Below are 14,496 nucleotides of genomic sequence, written 5' to 3'. Positions count from 1 at the left end.
GCCAGCGCCACAAGGCTGACTCCCATCATCAGGGCATATGCGGAATTGTATCTCACAGAAGTGTTCCTCCCCTCGGACCTGGCTGTGCCATGCCGTGCATGTGCATCAGCCCCTTATTTGACCGGCGTTATGCCTGAGAATTTCGCGCGAAGAAGCCCCCACGCCAGCCAACTCGGCTATATATCGCTAGTGCGATTGCAGGCTGCGATGGCGGTTTTACTTGCCTGTGACGGTAATGCATCAATCTCAAACGCATGCAGCGCCAATGCCCCGGGCCGCGCCTGACCGCAGTCTGCCTGAGCCATGCGCCCCAACGCACGCGAAGCAAAGCGGACACCTCGCCCTGACGCCCCCAGACCCCTGGCTTGACCACAATGATCGTGTTCAGCATTTCAGACGACCAGTCCCATGCCGACGCGCGCAATTCCGCCCCGCGACTTGGCGGGCTACCTTTCCGGAAGGAAGCGATACAAATGCATTCGCTCGATCAATACAGACTGCTGGGTGCATCTGGCTTGCGCGTCTCGCCGCTCTCGCTGGGGACGATGACCTTCGGAAACGGTCAGGACTGGGGCGCCGACGACGCAGAAGCCGCACGCATATTCGGGCACTATGTCGATCGCGGCGGTAACTTCATCGACACCGCCAATTTCTACGGGAATGGCGGGTCGGAGACCGTGCTTGGGCGTTTGATCGCCGGGCGTCGCGACAGCCTTGTGATCTCGACCAAATATTCGCTCACGATGCGTCCGGGCGATCCCAATGCCAGCGGCAACCATCGCAAGAACATGATCCGATCGGTGGAGGATAGCCTCACGCGGCTCGGCACCGACCATGTCGACCTGCTCTACCTCCATATGTGGGATTTCGTGACGCCGGTCGAGGAGATCGTCCGCGCGTTCGATGACCTCGTCAGACAAGGCAAGATTCTCTACGCCGGCCTGTCCGACCTTCCCGCCTGGCAGGCCGCGCGCATGCAGGAAATCGCGCGTCTGCGGGGCTGGTCACCCTTTGTGGCGCTGCAGGTCTGCTACAACCTGACCGAGCGGACGGTCGAGCGCGAGCTCATCCCGATGGCGCGCGAGATGGGCATGGGCGTGCTTCCCTGGTCCCCGCTCGCGGGCGGCGTGCTCTCAGGGAAATATGGCGAAGCGAATCTCGCGGCCACCTCGGTGAGCGAGGATGCGCCAAGACAGTCGATCAACCTTGCCACCGGTCGCCTCAACGCCCGCAATCTGACGGTTGCGCAGGAAGCGCGCGCGGTGGCTTCGGAGCTGGGTTGCACCCCGGCGCAGGTCGCACTTGCCTGGACATTGCTCAACCCGGCCGTCACCTCGCCGGTGATGGGCGTGCGCACGCTTGCGCAGTTGCAGGATAATCTCGGGGCCCTGACGGTCGAACTTGGCGAAACGCAGATCGAACGGCTCAATTCGGCAAGCCGGATCGATCTCGGCTTCCCGCACGAACTGCTTGCTTCGCCCGCCCATTCGATGATGTTCGGCGGGATCAGACTGGGAAGACCACGTTGACGATACCGCCGGTTTTCCGGGCACTGTCAAAAGCGCGACAATTCAGGCATGGCGCGAGCATGAAGGCCACTCCCAGCAGCCGCAAGCGCAACCGGGGTTATGACGACACCCATCGGGCGCTGATCGAAACCGCCGTCCGGCTGATCTCGGAAAAAGGGGCCGATGCGTTGTCCATTGCCGCGCTCGCTCGCGCGACGGGCATAGACCGGACGACTGTCTATTACCATTTCGCATCGCGCGAAGAATTGGTGCGTGCCGTGCGGCACTGGTCGTCGGAACAACTGACCGTGGCGTTCAGCGGTCCTGCGTCGCAGGAGGAACGGATCGACCATATCAGCCGGTTCGTCCTGGAAAACCCCGAACTCATCAAATTGTGGATCGAAGACTTCGTATCCGGAACCGACATCAGGGAAAGCTATCCGCAATGGGACGCGCTGGTGGCCGGCATAAATGCCCTGGCCGGCGGCAACGGCACCGACGCCGAGATCTTCTGCACCATTCTGATCACCGGTGCAGTGATCGGGCCCCGCGTGTTCCGCAATTCCGTGCGCCCCGACGCGACCGACGACGAGGTGACGACCCGTTTTCGCAAGGAGCAGCAGCGTTTACTCCGCGATCTGAACCTCTTGGCGGCACCCAAGGACACTCGCTAATTTTTTCTACACTTGTGTTGAAAAATATCGGCGGCAGCGATACTCTGATGCCTCGATTGCACAACGCTGCGAGGAGAAGAGAGGATGACCGCTCAAGCCAAGGGGTTCGAGCGCGTATCGAGCGATGATGTGGCCTTTCTGGGCACTGACCCCGTTCCTGCCGCCCCCTATTACGATCCCGACTGGTATGAACTCGAGCGCAAGGCGATCTTCCTGCGCAAATGGATCCAGGTCGGCCATGTCTGCGAATTGCCGGAGCCGGGCAGCTTCATTCGTCGCGAGATGGAATTTGCCAACGCCTCAATCCTGATCGTGCGGGGCAAGGACGGTGATATCCGCGCCTTCCACAATGTCTGCACACACCGGGGCACGCAATTGGTCGAGCAGGCCGAAGGAAAACAGTCGACCTTCAGCTGTCCCTATCACCGGTGGACTTTCGGCACGGACGGCGCGCTGTTGTCCGCTCCCGATTTCGAACAGTTCCATGTTCCAAAAGCCGATTGCGCGCTGCCGTCGATCGCCCTTGAGATTTGCGCCGGCCTGATTTTCATCAGCTTCAATCCCGACCCGACGCCGTTGCGCGAATGGCTCGCGGGTCTGGCGGAACAACTCGAGACGTTGCCGGTCGCCCACGCGACGACCTTTTCCGAATATGTCTATGACATCGACGCCAACTGGAAACTGACCTACGACAATTTCCAGGAGAATTATCACCTGCGTTTCATCCATCCGCGCACCGGGCTGGCGACGCTCAGCCAGGACAATCCCTTCGGCTATCCCTTGCGTTATGGCTTCAACGGACCGCACCGCACGCAGACGATCTGGTCCAACCCCCAGCCCAAAATCCAGCAGACCCAGGCTATGGCATTCGGAAAAGGCTATGAGGCGGCAATGCGGCGCGGCATCGTGGGAGGCGCCCATGATCGCGAATATTTTGCGCTTTTCCCCAATTTCTTCCTGCTTGGCACCCCGGTCCAGCACTTCTCGCACACCGTCTATCCGATCTCGGCAAGCCAGTCGCGCGGCGTGATCCGGATCTACTGGGTCGGGGAAGACGGCAATGCCAGCGAACGTTTCGCCCGCGAATTCGCCATGGCCACCGCGCGCGACATCCATGCCGAGGATCGCGCGGTCATCGAGGCCGGCCAACGCGGACTTTCAAGCGGCGCGCTCAAGCACATCCATTTCCAGACGCAGGAGGCGCTGTGTCGTCACCTGTTCAATGGCGTGCGCGATGCGGTCGAAGCCTGGAAAGCCCAACAACCCGCCAGGGGAGCGATCGCATGAACCGGCTTCCTCCGGGCTTCGAAGCGCTGGAGCCCTTTGCTGAAGACTGGGCGTTGGAGGGTGCCGCCAACAGGGCACAGCGCCGGACCGCTTCGACCGATGCGGAGCGCAAGGCATTCTTCGATGCGGCTCAGCCCCTCCTCGCACCCGCGCTCCAATTGCTCGACGCCACGCCATTGGCCGAACATGGCGCCGCCGAGCGCGAGCTCATGAATCTCTGCCTTTCATTTGCGCATGTCGCCCAGGCGGTTGAAATCCAGGGTGACGAAGAGGCCCGCCATGCCCCACACCGTGCAGCCATGAGGATCACGCGTGCACCCGCCGACGGCTGAGCGGCGGGAGCCGGGCAGGACGATTTGAGCCATGGATACGGGACTTGCCGGCAAGACCGCCATCATCACGGGCGCCACCGCCAATATCGGCCGCGCCATAGCCCTGGGGCTCGCGGCGGAAGGCGCGACTGTCGTGGCGGTGGGGCGCGATCAGGAAGCCGGGGCCCGGCTGGTCACGCTGTGCAGGGATCTGGGTGCGGCCGACGCGATTTTCGTCGCCGCCGACATGACCGCCCCTGCCTCACCCGCGCGCATTCTGGAAGCGGCGCTTGAGTTCGGCCCGGTCGCGGTGCTCGTCAACAATGTCGGTGGCAATGTCGGTGCAGGCTTTTTCGCGGACTCCGATCCTGCCACCTGGGCCGGCGATATCGACCTCAATCTGGGCACGGTGCTGCGCATGACGCATGCGGTTCTGCCCGGCATGATCGCGGCCAGGAGTGGCGCCATCGTCAATATCGGCTCCACTGCCGGGCTCGTGGGCGACTATATGCTCCCCGTCTATTCGGCCGCAAAGGCCGCGGTCCACGGCTTCACCAAGGTACTGGCCAAGGAAGTGGGGCAGCACGGCATCCGTGTGAACTGCGTTGCGCCCTATGGTACGGTGTCGAGCGATCCCGACGCCTTCAGCAAGGGCAGCCGCTTCAACCGCGAGAACAGCTTTTTCGCCAGGGCCTTTGCCGGGACGAGCCCCGAGGACATGGCCAGGCGCGCGCGCCAGACCGTGCTGGGACGCCCGGTAGCCACGCCTGAGGAGGTGGCCTCGCTGGCCGTCTATCTCGCCTCGGACAAGGCGGGTTTCATCACGGGCCAGATCTATCCGGTCGACGGAGGGAGTTTGCTTTGAAAATGCCGAACCAGGATCTGATCGACCGTTATTTCGCGGGAATGCGCAACCGCGACGTGGATGCGCTGCTCGCGCTGTTCACCGAAGATGCCACGTTCATCCTCCCCGACGGGCGCGAATTTGAGGGGCGCGACGCGATCTCCGAGATGTACCGCCTGCTGTTTGCGAACAGCAGGCCGAACCCGTCGCCACGGCCCGGCATTGTCGGAACCGACTGCATCGCGACCGAAGTGGAAACCGAACTTCCCGACGGATCAAAGCGCTATACCGCCAACTTCTTCCACTTCAGTGAAGACGGCCTGCTACGCCGCGTCCACAGCTACCGGCGCGGCTGAACGAAGCGGTCAGCGGGCGGTTTCTGCTGCCAGCCGATCGAGCCGCTCCAGCATCGATTCTGCCGCAGGCACCAGCGCCGCCATTGCGGGCATCTTGGTGTCCGCGAGCTTGCGCGCGTGTTCGACATCCTTGCCGAGCAGCTGGCGCATGGCGACCGCCCCTTCGGCGCGCAACAGCCCCGGAACAGCGCGCAGCGCAAATCCCTGCGCCGAACCCGCCATCAGCGTCTGGCGCAACTGTTCGCGCTCGAAGCCAAGGCTCTCGCCCAGGTCGAGGATTGCGGCTGCCATCCCGTAATTGGCGATCGAAACAAGGTTGTTGAGCAGCTTGCCCTGCATGCCCCGGCCCACCGGCCCCAGATGGGCCACCGTGCCAAGACATTCGAGCAGCGGCCGCGCCTTTTCGAGCGCTTCATCCTCGCCGCCCGCATATATGGAAAGCTCGCCCTTCAGCGCCGCTGGCGCGCCTCCTGAGACGCCCGCATCGATCAATGACACGCCGTGCCGCGACGCGCTTTCGGCGAGTTGCTGGCACAGTTCGGGAGCGACAGTCGAATGCACGACGAACAGGCCACCCTCGCCGAGAGCCGCGAAAATCCTCCCGTCGCCGGCAAGGTCGACGAGATCGCTGTCCATCCGGACACAGACGGCCAGCGCTTCACAGCGTCGGGCTACCTCGATCGGATCGCCCACCAGTTCGACGCCCGGTTCGTCGAAGGCCGCCATCGCCGCCGCGCTGACGTCATAGACGGTCAGCGGGTATCCGCTGCGCGCGATCTTGCGCGCCATCGGTGCGCCCAGGCTGCCGAGGCCGATAAATCCGACTTTCATGCCAGTGTTCCTATTGCCATCCACTCACCGCGCTGTCGCAATCATGGCGGTCCGTAACGGAAGACCGTCAGCTTGTTGCCGTCGGGATCGCGGAAGTACGCGCCGTAAAAGCCATTGGGGTCATCGCCCCGGATGCCCGGGGCGCCCTCGCAGCTTCCGCCCATCTCGAGCGCCTTTGCATGGACCGCATCGACCACCGCGCGGCTCGGGGCAGCCACGCCCATCTGGGTGCCGTTGCCCGCAGTCGCCTCACCGGCAAAGGGCTCGCCGACGAGAAACATGCTGCCCTCCGGCCCCTGATAGCCGACAAGATTCGCGCGTTCCAGCACGCGGCGCGCGCCAAGCAGTTCGGCAATGGCGTCGTAGAAGGACTTTGCGCGCTCAAGATCGCGCGTGCCAAAACGTCCCACGGTCAACATCTCGTTTCCTTTCAGTCGTGCTTCGGTCTGCTACTTCGAGCCCATCAACACCGCGTAGGAGGGATCGGTGCGGTCACGACGTCCCCGCCCGGCCTTCCCCATCGGAGTGACCGGCCGGATTTCGTCGAGGTCCATCACCGCGATACGCTTGTCGATGCCCCACCGATCGTCGCGCTTCGACCATTGGTCGATGTAGCGGCTCCAGACCATCATCTGCATCAGCGCGTCGCCGCGCTGCATCCGAAGCGTCGCGAAGACATAGGCTTCGCTCGCCGCGCGGTTCCCATCGAGCTCGATGATGATGTTGGTTACCTGGTGCGAATGGTTGAGCAGGCCCTGATGCTGTTTGCAGACATGGTCGATAAAGCCGCGCCCGCTCCCCTGATAGACATCCGCGCCATAGTCGGCGGTTCCGTCGTCATGCCAGATCGAATAGCCCAGTTCAGGGTCGATCCGGTCCATCGCGCGGCAGTAGCGGTAGATCAGGTCGGTGATGGCTTCGCGGTCGGTCATTCGCCGAAGATCCTCCTGGTCGCCTCGCCGATCGCGAGCACGCGCGCCCGGCGTGCGGCAGCGGACATGGGGAGATACCCCGCATCGTCGTCCTCAAGCCCCCAATTCGCGAGCGGGCCATCCGCCAGCCGCGAAAGCACGACCTTGGCCACCTCCTGCGGGTCGGCCAGGCCGGCGGGAAGCGGCAGCCCCTTGCTCTCCGCCAGCGCACGGAAGGCAGGTGTGTCGGTCGTCCCGAGCGCGGCGTAAAGCACATCGACCCCGTGGGGTCGCAGTTCCGCCCACAGCGATTCCGCGAAATTGAGGCCGAACGCCTTGAGCCCCGAATAGGTCGCCATGAAGCTGCTGCCGCCATAGCAGGCGCCCGAACCGGCCAGCAGCAGGCCGCCGCGCTTGCGCTCGCGCATCTGCCCGCCGAAATGGTGGCAGCAGCGCATCAGGTTGACGATGCCGCGATTGACCTGATCCACCCAGCGATCGACTTCGATATCGAGGAACCTTGACCCTTCCGGATCCGCGCCCGCATTGCTCACATAGAGGCCGACCTCGCGGTCGCCCGCCGCCGCCTTTACCCGCTCGCTGGCATCGGGCGCGGAAAGGTCGATCGCTGCAGTGACGCATTCGACGCCATATTCCTGGCGAAGCTCGTCAGCCAGTTCGTCCAGCGGCCCCTGCCGTCGCGCGATCAGGACGCAGTGGATGCCGTCAGCGGCAATCCTGCGCGCGAACGCGCGGCCAGTTCCCTCGGACGCGCCCGAGATGACCGCCCACGGTCCGTAGCGTTCGGCGAGGCTCACCGCCCGCCCATCGCCGCCCAGCGCTCTGGCACCATCCAGACATATTCGATGTAATGCCCCAGCCATTCGCGCGCATCGAGATAGAGGAACTGGAGCATCCCCGGCGTGCCTCCCTTGAGCACGATCGGAAAAGGCTGCTTTGCGACCTTGCCCATCAGTTCGTCCCAATCATCGACGACGTGGCAGACATGGTGAAATTTGAGGCTGTCATCGGCGGGCAGCGCGTCGCGATAGATCGCGAGCGCCTCGCCCTCTTTGGGTTCGATCAGCTCGAAATTCAGATCCTCGACCCAGACGAATGCGAGCTTTTGCACGCCCGTGCCCTCGCCCTGCGGCGTCCAGAGCTGGACCGGAACCTCGATCTCCATCAGGGCGCGGATGTCGGCAAACTGCTTGAAGCTCGCCACGGCCTTGTCGACGTTCCGCGTCACATAGGCGTTCTGGTAATGGCGTCCGGTGATCATGGCTCAGCCCTCCCGCGCGACGTCGTAGCGTGACAGATAGCGATCGAATTTGGGCGTCAGTTGCTCGACTGACAGGCCATATTGCGCGAGCTTGTATTCGTGCTTGCCGAACTTGCCCTGGGGGTTGTCGTCGAGCCACGCCCGCATCGCGGCCTCGGCCTCGGGCGTGAAATCGTCGCCCAGCGACGCATAGAGCCTGCGCATCGCACCGATTGGATCGGAGACGAGGTCCGAATAATGGACGTCGATCATGCTGTCCTCGCCCTGGGCATCGCGGAAATCCATGATGCGATTGGCGTGAAGCTCGGCCTGATAGGTGCAGTTTTCGACCAGCCATTCGCCGTCGACACGGCCCATGAAACCCATATGCGCAAGGCTGATGATCGAGCAGAAGCTTCCCATGGCGGTGAACGGATCGCGGTGCGTCCAGACCAGCCGCGCATCGGGATAGATCTTCCTGATCGTATCCAGCCACAGGCTATGGCTCGGCATCTTGAGGTTCCAGGTGCCCGGCGCGTCCGCCTGCAAAAGCTGCAGGAAGCGCTTGTGATACTCATAGGCCGAGGTCATGTCGGTCGAGAACAGCCAGTCGCGGTAGTTCGGCAGCTTGCCCCGCGATTCCAGCGCCAGCGCCTTGAAGTCGTGCGCCATGAAGAAGATGCACTCATTGGGATAGACCGCCGAGTTGCGATAATATTTCCCCATTTCCGGGCGCGCGGCCAGCATCGCCTTTTCCTGCTCCAGCCGCGCGATCGCGCGCGGATCGGTCTTCAATGTCGTCGAGGTTGCGGGCGGCACCGGATCGTCGATCTCCCAGGTCAGCGGCGAACGGCGCACGGGGTCGCAGGCAAGCAGGTTGCTGAGCAAGGTCGTGCCCGTGCGCGGGATGCCGAAGACGAAGACCGGCTTTTCGATCGGCCGATCGAGTAGTTCGGGCCGCCTGGCGAGATAGTCGGTGGTCTTCAGCCGATTGGCGAGCAGTTCGACAATGCTGGATTGCATACGCGCATGGCCGCCTTCCGATAGACCGGTTTTGGCGGCGTCGGCGAGCAGGATATCGAGTCCTTCGCGCCAGGATTCGGAATCGAACCGATCGAGGCCCGTTGAATTCATGGCCTGTTCGATCAGCGCGTCGGCGACGAGCGGTGCGCTCATGGCAATCTCTCCTGATGTTCTGATTTTGCAGACATCATGCGGCCCATGGGCAGGTACGCCAACGCGGATGACTTTCGCGATCCGGCCGGATCATCGAAATCGGGACAGAAGCTCCGCTCAGCTGACCTTGCGCAACTGGCGCTGCCGGAACTGGCTCGGCGTGGAGCCGGTCGCGCGTCGGAATGCGAAGGCGAAGCTGGAGGGCGATGCGAAGCCCAGGCCGAAGGCAATCGACTTGATGCTTTCATCCGAACCCAGCTGGCGCTTGGCAATATCGATCCGCGTCTGCGCAATATGGTCGCCAATCGAACAGCCCCGACTTGCGCGAAAACCCCGCGTCAGCTGCCGGACCGAAATGTTGCAGAGCGCGGCCAGATCCTCAAGCGAAGGCGCGGCGCCCGCCTGATGAAGTCGCTCATCGATGAGGCGCAGCCGCCAGGAGGCAAGACCGCCAGCGATCGGACCTTCGGCGATGGCCTGGCAATAGCGCGCGACTTCGATGGCAAGCTGTCCCGCTATCATTTCGGCAAGCACTTTGCTGCCGCGTCCGGGATGATTCACCTCTTCCGCCAGCCGGAACAGGCAGGACCGCATATGCGGATGCGCAATATCAAGGCCCGCCTCCAGCCGTCGGTCGGTCCATTCGATACCGCCGTCCAGCCAACGGTCGATCGCTTCAGCCTTGATCTCGCAAACGATCGAGGCCTGATCCCCACCCCGTTCGCTGCGAACGTGGATCGCCTCGCCCGGCGGCACCAGAAAGATCTCGCCCAATCGCTCGAAACGATGCGGCCCCCAGCGGTCGCGATAGCAGCCACGCGCCTTCTCCGGTCGGGGCGTAAGGCACATGTCGAGCCAGTAGTGGCCGTCCCTGCGGAAGACCCGATTGGTCGGCTGTTCAAGATGCAGCCGCATGATCCGTGCGGTCGCCAGCGGGACCGACAGCTCCGCCTCATAGACCGACTCTGCGAAGGTTTCCTTTTCCACGCTTCTCGCCTCGCGCCGTTCGACTTTGGCCCATTGCCAGCAATATGGCCCGTTATCGATAGCCTGTCCAATTGCGATGCACCCGACACTGGCCGACATTCGCATCATAAACGCGACCGCCCCGCATGTGGCGCGACTGAGAGGAGAGTTATGGCAAAGGGTCTTTTCGATTGCACGGGCAAGGTCACGCTCGTCACCGGCGGCAACAGCGGCATTGGCCTGGGCTTTGCGCGCGGCGTCGCCAAGCTGGGCGGCGACATCGCGATCTGGGCACGCAACGCGGAAAAGAACGCCGAGGCCAAAAAGGAACTCGAGGACGCCGGCGCGGGCCGTGTGATCGCCTATCAGGTCGACGTTTCGTCCGAACAGGCGATTGTCGACGGTTATGCGCAGCTCCTCGCCGATTTCGGCCGCATCGACTGCGTCTTCGCCAATTCGGGCCGAGCCTCGCGCTCGCGCTCCGTACTGAACCTTGACGCGAACGAGTGGCATGATCTCCTCGCGGTCAACCTGCACGGCGCATTCTTCACGCTGCGCGAAGGCGCCAAGGCGATGGTCGCGCGCGCCGAGGCGGGCGAGCCCGGCGGCAGCCTGGTCTATTGCGGCAGCCTCTCGATGTTCCACGGCATCGCGGGCATCAACAACTATGCCGCATCCAAGGGCGGCATGGGCGCGGTGGTGCGCGGCATGGCGGCAGAACTCGGCAAGTACGAGATCCGCGCCAACACCATCGCTCCGGGCTATATCAAGACGGGCATCGGCACTGACCAGGAAATGAGCGACGAGATGAAGGCGCGGATCGCCGCCGTCGACGCGCATTTCTCCGCCAAGACGCCGATCCATCGTCCGGGCACGCCCGAGGATTTCGAGGGGATCGGCGCCTATCTCGCGAGCGACGCCTCGCGCTATCATTCGGGCGACACCATCGTGATCGACGGCGGCAGCCTGATCTACCCGCCATACGCCTTTTGACAGCCGAGGACGGACCATGCGCCTGCTCAACATCCACGACGTCAACGATGTCCGGCTCGATGCCTATGACCGGCCCGAACCCGGCCCCAGGGACGTCGTCGTCAGGATGAAGGCCTGCGGTATCTGCGGCAGCGACCTTTCCTATATCAAGAACGGTGGCATCCCCGGTCCGGGCAAGCTCACCGCGCTCGGCCATGAGGGCGCGGGCGAGGTGATGATCGTCGGCAGCGAGGTCGAGAATGTGGAGGTCGGCCAGGCCGTCATCATCAACCCGATGAACACGCCAAGCTATATCGGCAGCGGTGGTCCCGAGGGCGCGTTCACCGAGGAACTGCTGGTGCGCGAGGCACGGCTCAACGACAGCCTGCTGCCGATCCCCGAGGGTATTCCCTTTGACGTCGCGGCGATGTGCGAGCCGCTGTCGGTCGCCATGCACGGGGTAAACCGGGCGGAGGCGAAGGCGGGCGACCGGATAGTCATCTTTGGCTGCGGCCCGATCGGCCTCGGCATGGTGATGTGGGCGATCGACCGCGGCTGCAAGGATGTCATCGCGCTCGATCTTGCCGAGGAACGGCTCGAGCGCGCGCATGCGCTTGGCGCGCATACGATAAATCCCGCCAGGGAGGACGCGATCGCGCGGATCAAGGAGATCCACGGGACCACGACGGTCTTCGGCCGCGAAAAGTCGCTGACCGACGCCTATATCGACGCCGCCGGCGCGCCGTCGATCCTGGCCGACGTCATTGCGCTCGCCAAGACCCATGCCCGGCACGTCATCACCGCAGCCTATATGAAGCCGATCGAGCTTCCCGCTGGCCCGATGCTGACCACCGAGATGACGATCACCACCGCGGTCGGCTATCCCACCGAAATGCCTGAGGTGATCGCCGCCATGCCGCGCCTGAAGGACAAGATCGCGGCGCTCATCAGCCACAAGCTGCCCTTTGAGCGCGTGCTTGAGGGGCTCGACATCGCCGCCAAGCCGCAATCGGCCAAGGTGATGATCGAATTCGAAGGTGCCGCGCAGTGAGCGAGAAACCGCAAACGCCACTCGGCGCGCTCGTCATGGCCGGAGACGGCCAGACAAGCGCCGAGGCGATCACCGACACCATCTTCATGGTGAAGGACATCTCCAACGCCTATCTGGTGACGACCCGCGACGGCGACCTGCTCGTCAACACGGGCTTCCTCACCAATGGCGAGCGCAACAAGGACCTTTGCGCACCGCATCGCACGGGACCCCTCAAGCGGATCATTCTGACGCAGGCGCACGCCGATCATTACGGCGCGCTGCCCGAGCAAAAGGAAGCCGATACCCAGGTCATCGCGGGCGCCGGATTTACCGAGACCTGCGACTATTTCGACCGGCTCGCGCCCTTTCTCGGTCGCCGCTCGGGCAAGCTCTGGGCATCGATGACACGGCGCGATGGCCCGCCGCCTAAGCCGCCGGTTGTCGTGCCCGATATCGAGGTCGCCGATGTCCTCGCCTTCGAACAGGGCGGCAGGCGCTTCGAGGTCGTGAAGACGCCCGGTGGCGAGACCCTGTGCTCGGTGTTCGTCTGGATGCCCGACGAGCGCACCGTCTTTACCGGAAACCTGTTCGGCCCGGTGTGGCGCGCCATGCCCAATCTCGTGACGGTGCGCGGCGACAAGCCCCGCCTCGTGCGCGCCTGGCTGCGTTCGGTCCAAGCCGTCCGCGCGCTTGACCCCGAACTGGTCATTACTGGCCACGGCGAACCGATCCGCGGCGCCGACAGGATCCGCGCCGATCTCGACACCATGCACGCGGCAGTGTCCTATCTCGAGCGCGAGACGATTGCCGGCATGAACGCGGGCAAGACCGTGCAGGACCTGATGCGCGAGATCGTCCTGCCCGAGGATCTGAAGATCGGTGAATTCCATGGCAAGACGTCGTGGGTCGTGCGCGCGATCTGGGAAGAGAATGGCGGCTGGTTCCACTATGCCGATGGCACGACCGCGCTTTACGGTGTACCGCGCTCGGCGGTGAATGCCGAACTGGCTGAACTGTCGGGCGGCGCCGGTGCTCTCGCTGAACGCGCACGTGCGCATGTCGAAGGCGGCAGGCCGCTGGAGGCGCTGCACCTGCTCGAGGTCGCGCTCGCCGCCGAGCCAGCGCAGGCGGATGCGCTTGCGGTCAAGAAAACCGCGCTCGAGCAGCTTCTGGCGAAGAGCGGCGGCAGCAATCTCTCCGAAACCATGTGGCTCAAGGCCGAGATTGCGGATGCCCAGAGCCGCCTGTCGGCGATCGGCGAATAGAGCTTTTTGGACTAAAGATAGTGTTTACTATCTTACGTATTATCTCGTTTGGCAGTGACCGGCGGTTGTGACAACCGGTACTGTAACGGAAGGCAAGCGCAATATCATGTCGAGGACATTGACCCATCTTGAGCGCCTTGAGGCGGAGAGCATTCACATATTGCGCGAGGTTGTGGCGGAGGCCGAGCGGCCTGTGATGCTGTATTCGGTGGGCAAGGATTCGGCGGTGATGCTGCATCTGGCGCGCAAGGCCTTCTATCCGAGCCCGCCGCCCTTCCCGCTGCTGCATGTCGACACGACGTGGAAGTTCAGGGACATGTACGCGCTTCGTGACCGGATGGCGGTGGAGAGCGGGATGGAACTGCTGGTCTACCAGAACCCGGAAGCCGCCGAGCGCGGGATCAACCCCTTCGATCACGGTCCGCTGCACACCGATATGTGGAAGACCGAGGGGCTGAAGCAGGCGCTCGACCATTATGGTTTCGACGCGGCCTTTGGCGGCGCGCGGCGCGACGAGGAGAAGAGCCGCGCCAAGGAGCGGATCTTCTCGTTCCGCACGGCGTCGCACGGCTGGGATCCCAAGAACCAGCGGCCCGAGCTCTGGAATCTCTACAATGCGCGCAAGGCGAAGGGCGAGAGCATCCGCATCTTCCCGATCTCCAACTGGACCGAGCTCGACATCTGGCAGTACATCCACCTGAACGACATCCCGATCGTGCCGCTCTATTTCTCGGCGCCGCGCCCGACGGTGGAGCGCGACGGGCTGCTCCTGATGGTCGATGACGAGCGCTTTCCGCTCGCAGCGGGCGAGGAACCCGTGATGCGTTCGATCCGCTTCCGCACGCTGGGCTGCTATCCGCTGACGGGTGCGGTCGAGAGCGAGGCGAAGACGCTGCCTGAAGTCATCCAGGAGATGCTCTTGACCACCACCTCCGAGCGTCAGGGCCGCGCGATCGACAAGGATGCGGGCGACGCCAGCATGGAAATGAAAAAGCAGCAGGGATATTTCTGATGTCGGAACCCGTTTACCAGACCGACGCCCTCATTGCCGAGGACATCGACGCCTATCTCGTCCAGCACCAGAACAAGTCGCTGCTGCGC

Annotated in this window: 17 protein-coding genes; 10 read left to right on the top strand and 7 right to left on the bottom strand. The window is 63.5% G+C overall.

Annotation, left to right across the window (positions count from 1 at the left end; all coding sequences use genetic code 11):
• Positions 1 to 473: 473 nt before the first annotated feature.
• From MKI88_RS20560 to MKI88_RS20535, 6 genes are all read left to right on the top strand, one after another.
• Positions 474 to 1,529, top strand: a complete 1,056-nt coding sequence (locus tag MKI88_RS20560) for an aldo/keto reductase (RefSeq protein WP_241633420.1) — start codon at positions 474 to 476, stop codon at positions 1,527 to 1,529.
• Between the two features lie 59 nt (positions 1,530 to 1,588).
• Complete coding sequence (locus MKI88_RS20555) at positions 1,589 to 2,182, top strand: TetR/AcrR family transcriptional regulator (RefSeq protein ID WP_241633419.1); 594 nt, start codon at positions 1,589 to 1,591, stop codon at positions 2,180 to 2,182.
• Positions 2,183 to 2,266: 84 nt separating this feature from the next.
• A complete protein-coding gene (locus MKI88_RS20550; RefSeq protein ID WP_241633418.1) occupies positions 2,267 to 3,469 on the top strand; it encodes an SRPBCC family protein in 1,203 nt (400 codons plus the stop codon).
• Entirely contained in the window at positions 3,466 to 3,801 is a 336-nt protein-coding gene (locus MKI88_RS20545; protein ID WP_241633417.1) for a hypothetical protein, read from the top strand. The genes MKI88_RS20550 and MKI88_RS20545 overlap by 4 nt, the downstream gene beginning before the upstream one ends.
• 31 nt (positions 3,802 to 3,832) lie before the next feature.
• Positions 3,833 to 4,645, top strand: coding sequence for an SDR family NAD(P)-dependent oxidoreductase (locus MKI88_RS20540; RefSeq protein ID WP_241633416.1), 813 nt, complete (start codon positions 3,833 to 3,835; stop codon positions 4,643 to 4,645).
• 2 nt (positions 4,646 to 4,647) lie between these two features.
• Complete coding sequence (locus tag MKI88_RS20535; protein WP_241633415.1) at positions 4,648 to 4,980, top strand: nuclear transport factor 2 family protein; 333 nt, start codon at positions 4,648 to 4,650, stop codon at positions 4,978 to 4,980.
• 9 nt (positions 4,981 to 4,989) lie between these two features.
• Here MKI88_RS20535 and MKI88_RS20530 read toward each other — a convergent pair whose 3' ends face one another.
• From MKI88_RS20530 to MKI88_RS20500, 7 genes are all read right to left on the bottom strand, one after another.
• Positions 4,990 to 5,811: an NAD(P)-dependent oxidoreductase gene (locus MKI88_RS20530; protein ID WP_241633414.1), complete on the bottom strand. Its 822-nt coding sequence runs from the start codon at positions 5,809 to 5,811 to the stop codon at positions 4,990 to 4,992.
• Between the two features lie 41 nt (positions 5,812 to 5,852).
• Complete coding sequence (locus MKI88_RS20525) at positions 5,853 to 6,230, bottom strand: VOC family protein (protein ID WP_241633413.1); 378 nt, start codon at positions 6,228 to 6,230, stop codon at positions 5,853 to 5,855.
• Between the two features lie 30 nt (positions 6,231 to 6,260).
• Complete coding sequence (locus MKI88_RS20520) at positions 6,261 to 6,743, bottom strand: nuclear transport factor 2 family protein (protein ID WP_241633412.1); 483 nt, start codon at positions 6,741 to 6,743, stop codon at positions 6,261 to 6,263.
• On the bottom strand, positions 6,740 to 7,540 hold the full coding sequence (locus MKI88_RS20515; protein WP_241633411.1) for an SDR family oxidoreductase: 801 nt from the start codon (positions 7,538 to 7,540) through the stop codon (positions 6,740 to 6,742). The genes MKI88_RS20520 and MKI88_RS20515 overlap by 4 nt, the downstream gene beginning before the upstream one ends.
• A complete protein-coding gene (locus tag MKI88_RS20510) occupies positions 7,537 to 8,004 on the bottom strand; it encodes a VOC family protein (RefSeq protein ID WP_241633410.1) in 468 nt (155 codons plus the stop codon). Before MKI88_RS20510 ends, MKI88_RS20515 begins: the two co-directional genes overlap by 4 nt.
• 3 nt (positions 8,005 to 8,007) lie before the next feature.
• Positions 8,008 to 9,159: a sulfotransferase gene (locus MKI88_RS20505; RefSeq protein WP_241633409.1), complete on the bottom strand. Its 1,152-nt coding sequence runs from the start codon at positions 9,157 to 9,159 to the stop codon at positions 8,008 to 8,010.
• A gap of 117 nt (positions 9,160 to 9,276) precedes the next feature.
• The gene (locus MKI88_RS20500) at positions 9,277 to 10,146 is read right to left on the bottom strand and encodes an AraC family transcriptional regulator (protein WP_241633408.1); all 870 of its coding nucleotides are present in this window, start codon (positions 10,144 to 10,146) and stop codon (positions 9,277 to 9,279) included.
• A gap of 150 nt (positions 10,147 to 10,296) precedes the next feature.
• Between MKI88_RS20500 and MKI88_RS20495 the strand changes: the two genes are divergently transcribed.
• From MKI88_RS20495 to cysD, 4 genes are all read left to right on the top strand, one after another.
• Positions 10,297 to 11,118 (top strand): SDR family NAD(P)-dependent oxidoreductase, encoded by an 822-nt coding sequence (locus tag MKI88_RS20495; protein WP_241633407.1) that lies wholly within the window; start codon positions 10,297 to 10,299, stop codon positions 11,116 to 11,118.
• Between the two features lie 16 nt (positions 11,119 to 11,134).
• The gene (locus MKI88_RS20490; RefSeq protein ID WP_241633406.1) at positions 11,135 to 12,148 is read left to right on the top strand and encodes a zinc-binding dehydrogenase; all 1,014 of its coding nucleotides are present in this window, start codon (positions 11,135 to 11,137) and stop codon (positions 12,146 to 12,148) included.
• Positions 12,149 to 12,183: 35 nt separating this feature from the next.
• Positions 12,184 to 13,395 (top strand): alkyl sulfatase dimerization domain-containing protein, encoded by a 1,212-nt coding sequence (locus MKI88_RS20485; protein ID WP_241633421.1) that lies wholly within the window; start codon positions 12,184 to 12,186, stop codon positions 13,393 to 13,395.
• Positions 13,396 to 13,501: 106 nt separating this feature from the next.
• The gene (gene cysD / locus MKI88_RS20480; RefSeq protein WP_241633405.1) at positions 13,502 to 14,407 is read left to right on the top strand and encodes a sulfate adenylyltransferase subunit CysD; all 906 of its coding nucleotides are present in this window, start codon (positions 13,502 to 13,504) and stop codon (positions 14,405 to 14,407) included.
• The last annotated feature ends 89 nt before the right edge of the window (positions 14,408 to 14,496 follow it).

Origin of the sequence: Sphingomonas sp. LaA6.9, assembly GCF_022601895.1 — a bacterium.
In the GTDB taxonomy this organism is placed as follows: Bacteria; Pseudomonadota; Alphaproteobacteria; order Sphingomonadales; family Sphingomonadaceae; genus Sphingobium_A.
This window is presented reverse-complemented; position numbering and strand designations above follow the sequence as displayed.

What these genes read in the sequence shown, in the direction of transcription:
- MKI88_RS20560 (WP_241633420.1), top strand. Translation starts at nt 474, where the DNA reads ATGCATTCGCTCGATCAATACAGACTGCTGGGTGCATCTGGCTTGCGC.
- MKI88_RS20540 (WP_241633416.1), top strand. Translation starts at nt 3,833, where the DNA reads ATGGATACGGGACTTGCCGGCAAGACCGCCATCATCACGGGCGCCACC.
- MKI88_RS20520 (WP_241633412.1), bottom strand. Translation starts at nt 6,743, where the DNA reads ATGACCGACCGCGAAGCCATCACCGACCTGATCTACCGCTACTGCCGC.
- MKI88_RS20550 (WP_241633418.1), top strand. Translation starts at nt 2,267, where the DNA reads ATGACCGCTCAAGCCAAGGGGTTCGAGCGCGTATCGAGCGATGATGTG.
- MKI88_RS20495 (WP_241633407.1), top strand. Translation starts at nt 10,297, where the DNA reads ATGGCAAAGGGTCTTTTCGATTGCACGGGCAAGGTCACGCTCGTCACC.
- MKI88_RS20535 (WP_241633415.1), top strand. Translation starts at nt 4,648, where the DNA reads ATGCCGAACCAGGATCTGATCGACCGTTATTTCGCGGGAATGCGCAAC.
- MKI88_RS20510 (WP_241633410.1), bottom strand. Translation starts at nt 8,004, where the DNA reads ATGATCACCGGACGCCATTACCAGAACGCCTATGTGACGCGGAACGTC.
- MKI88_RS20505 (WP_241633409.1), bottom strand. Translation starts at nt 9,159, where the DNA reads ATGAGCGCACCGCTCGTCGCCGACGCGCTGATCGAACAGGCCATGAAT.
- MKI88_RS20530 (WP_241633414.1), bottom strand. Translation starts at nt 5,811, where the DNA reads ATGAAAGTCGGATTTATCGGCCTCGGCAGCCTGGGCGCACCGATGGCG.
- MKI88_RS20490 (WP_241633406.1), top strand. Translation starts at nt 11,135, where the DNA reads ATGCGCCTGCTCAACATCCACGACGTCAACGATGTCCGGCTCGATGCC.
- MKI88_RS20545 (WP_241633417.1), top strand. Translation starts at nt 3,466, where the DNA reads ATGAACCGGCTTCCTCCGGGCTTCGAAGCGCTGGAGCCCTTTGCTGAA.
- MKI88_RS20485 (WP_241633421.1), top strand. Translation starts at nt 12,184, where the DNA reads ATGGCCGGAGACGGCCAGACAAGCGCCGAGGCGATCACCGACACCATC.
- MKI88_RS20525 (WP_241633413.1), bottom strand. Translation starts at nt 6,230, where the DNA reads ATGTTGACCGTGGGACGTTTTGGCACGCGCGATCTTGAGCGCGCAAAG.
- cysD (WP_241633405.1), top strand. Translation starts at nt 13,502, where the DNA reads ATGTCGAGGACATTGACCCATCTTGAGCGCCTTGAGGCGGAGAGCATT.
- MKI88_RS20555 (WP_241633419.1), top strand. Translation starts at nt 1,589, where the DNA reads ATGAAGGCCACTCCCAGCAGCCGCAAGCGCAACCGGGGTTATGACGAC.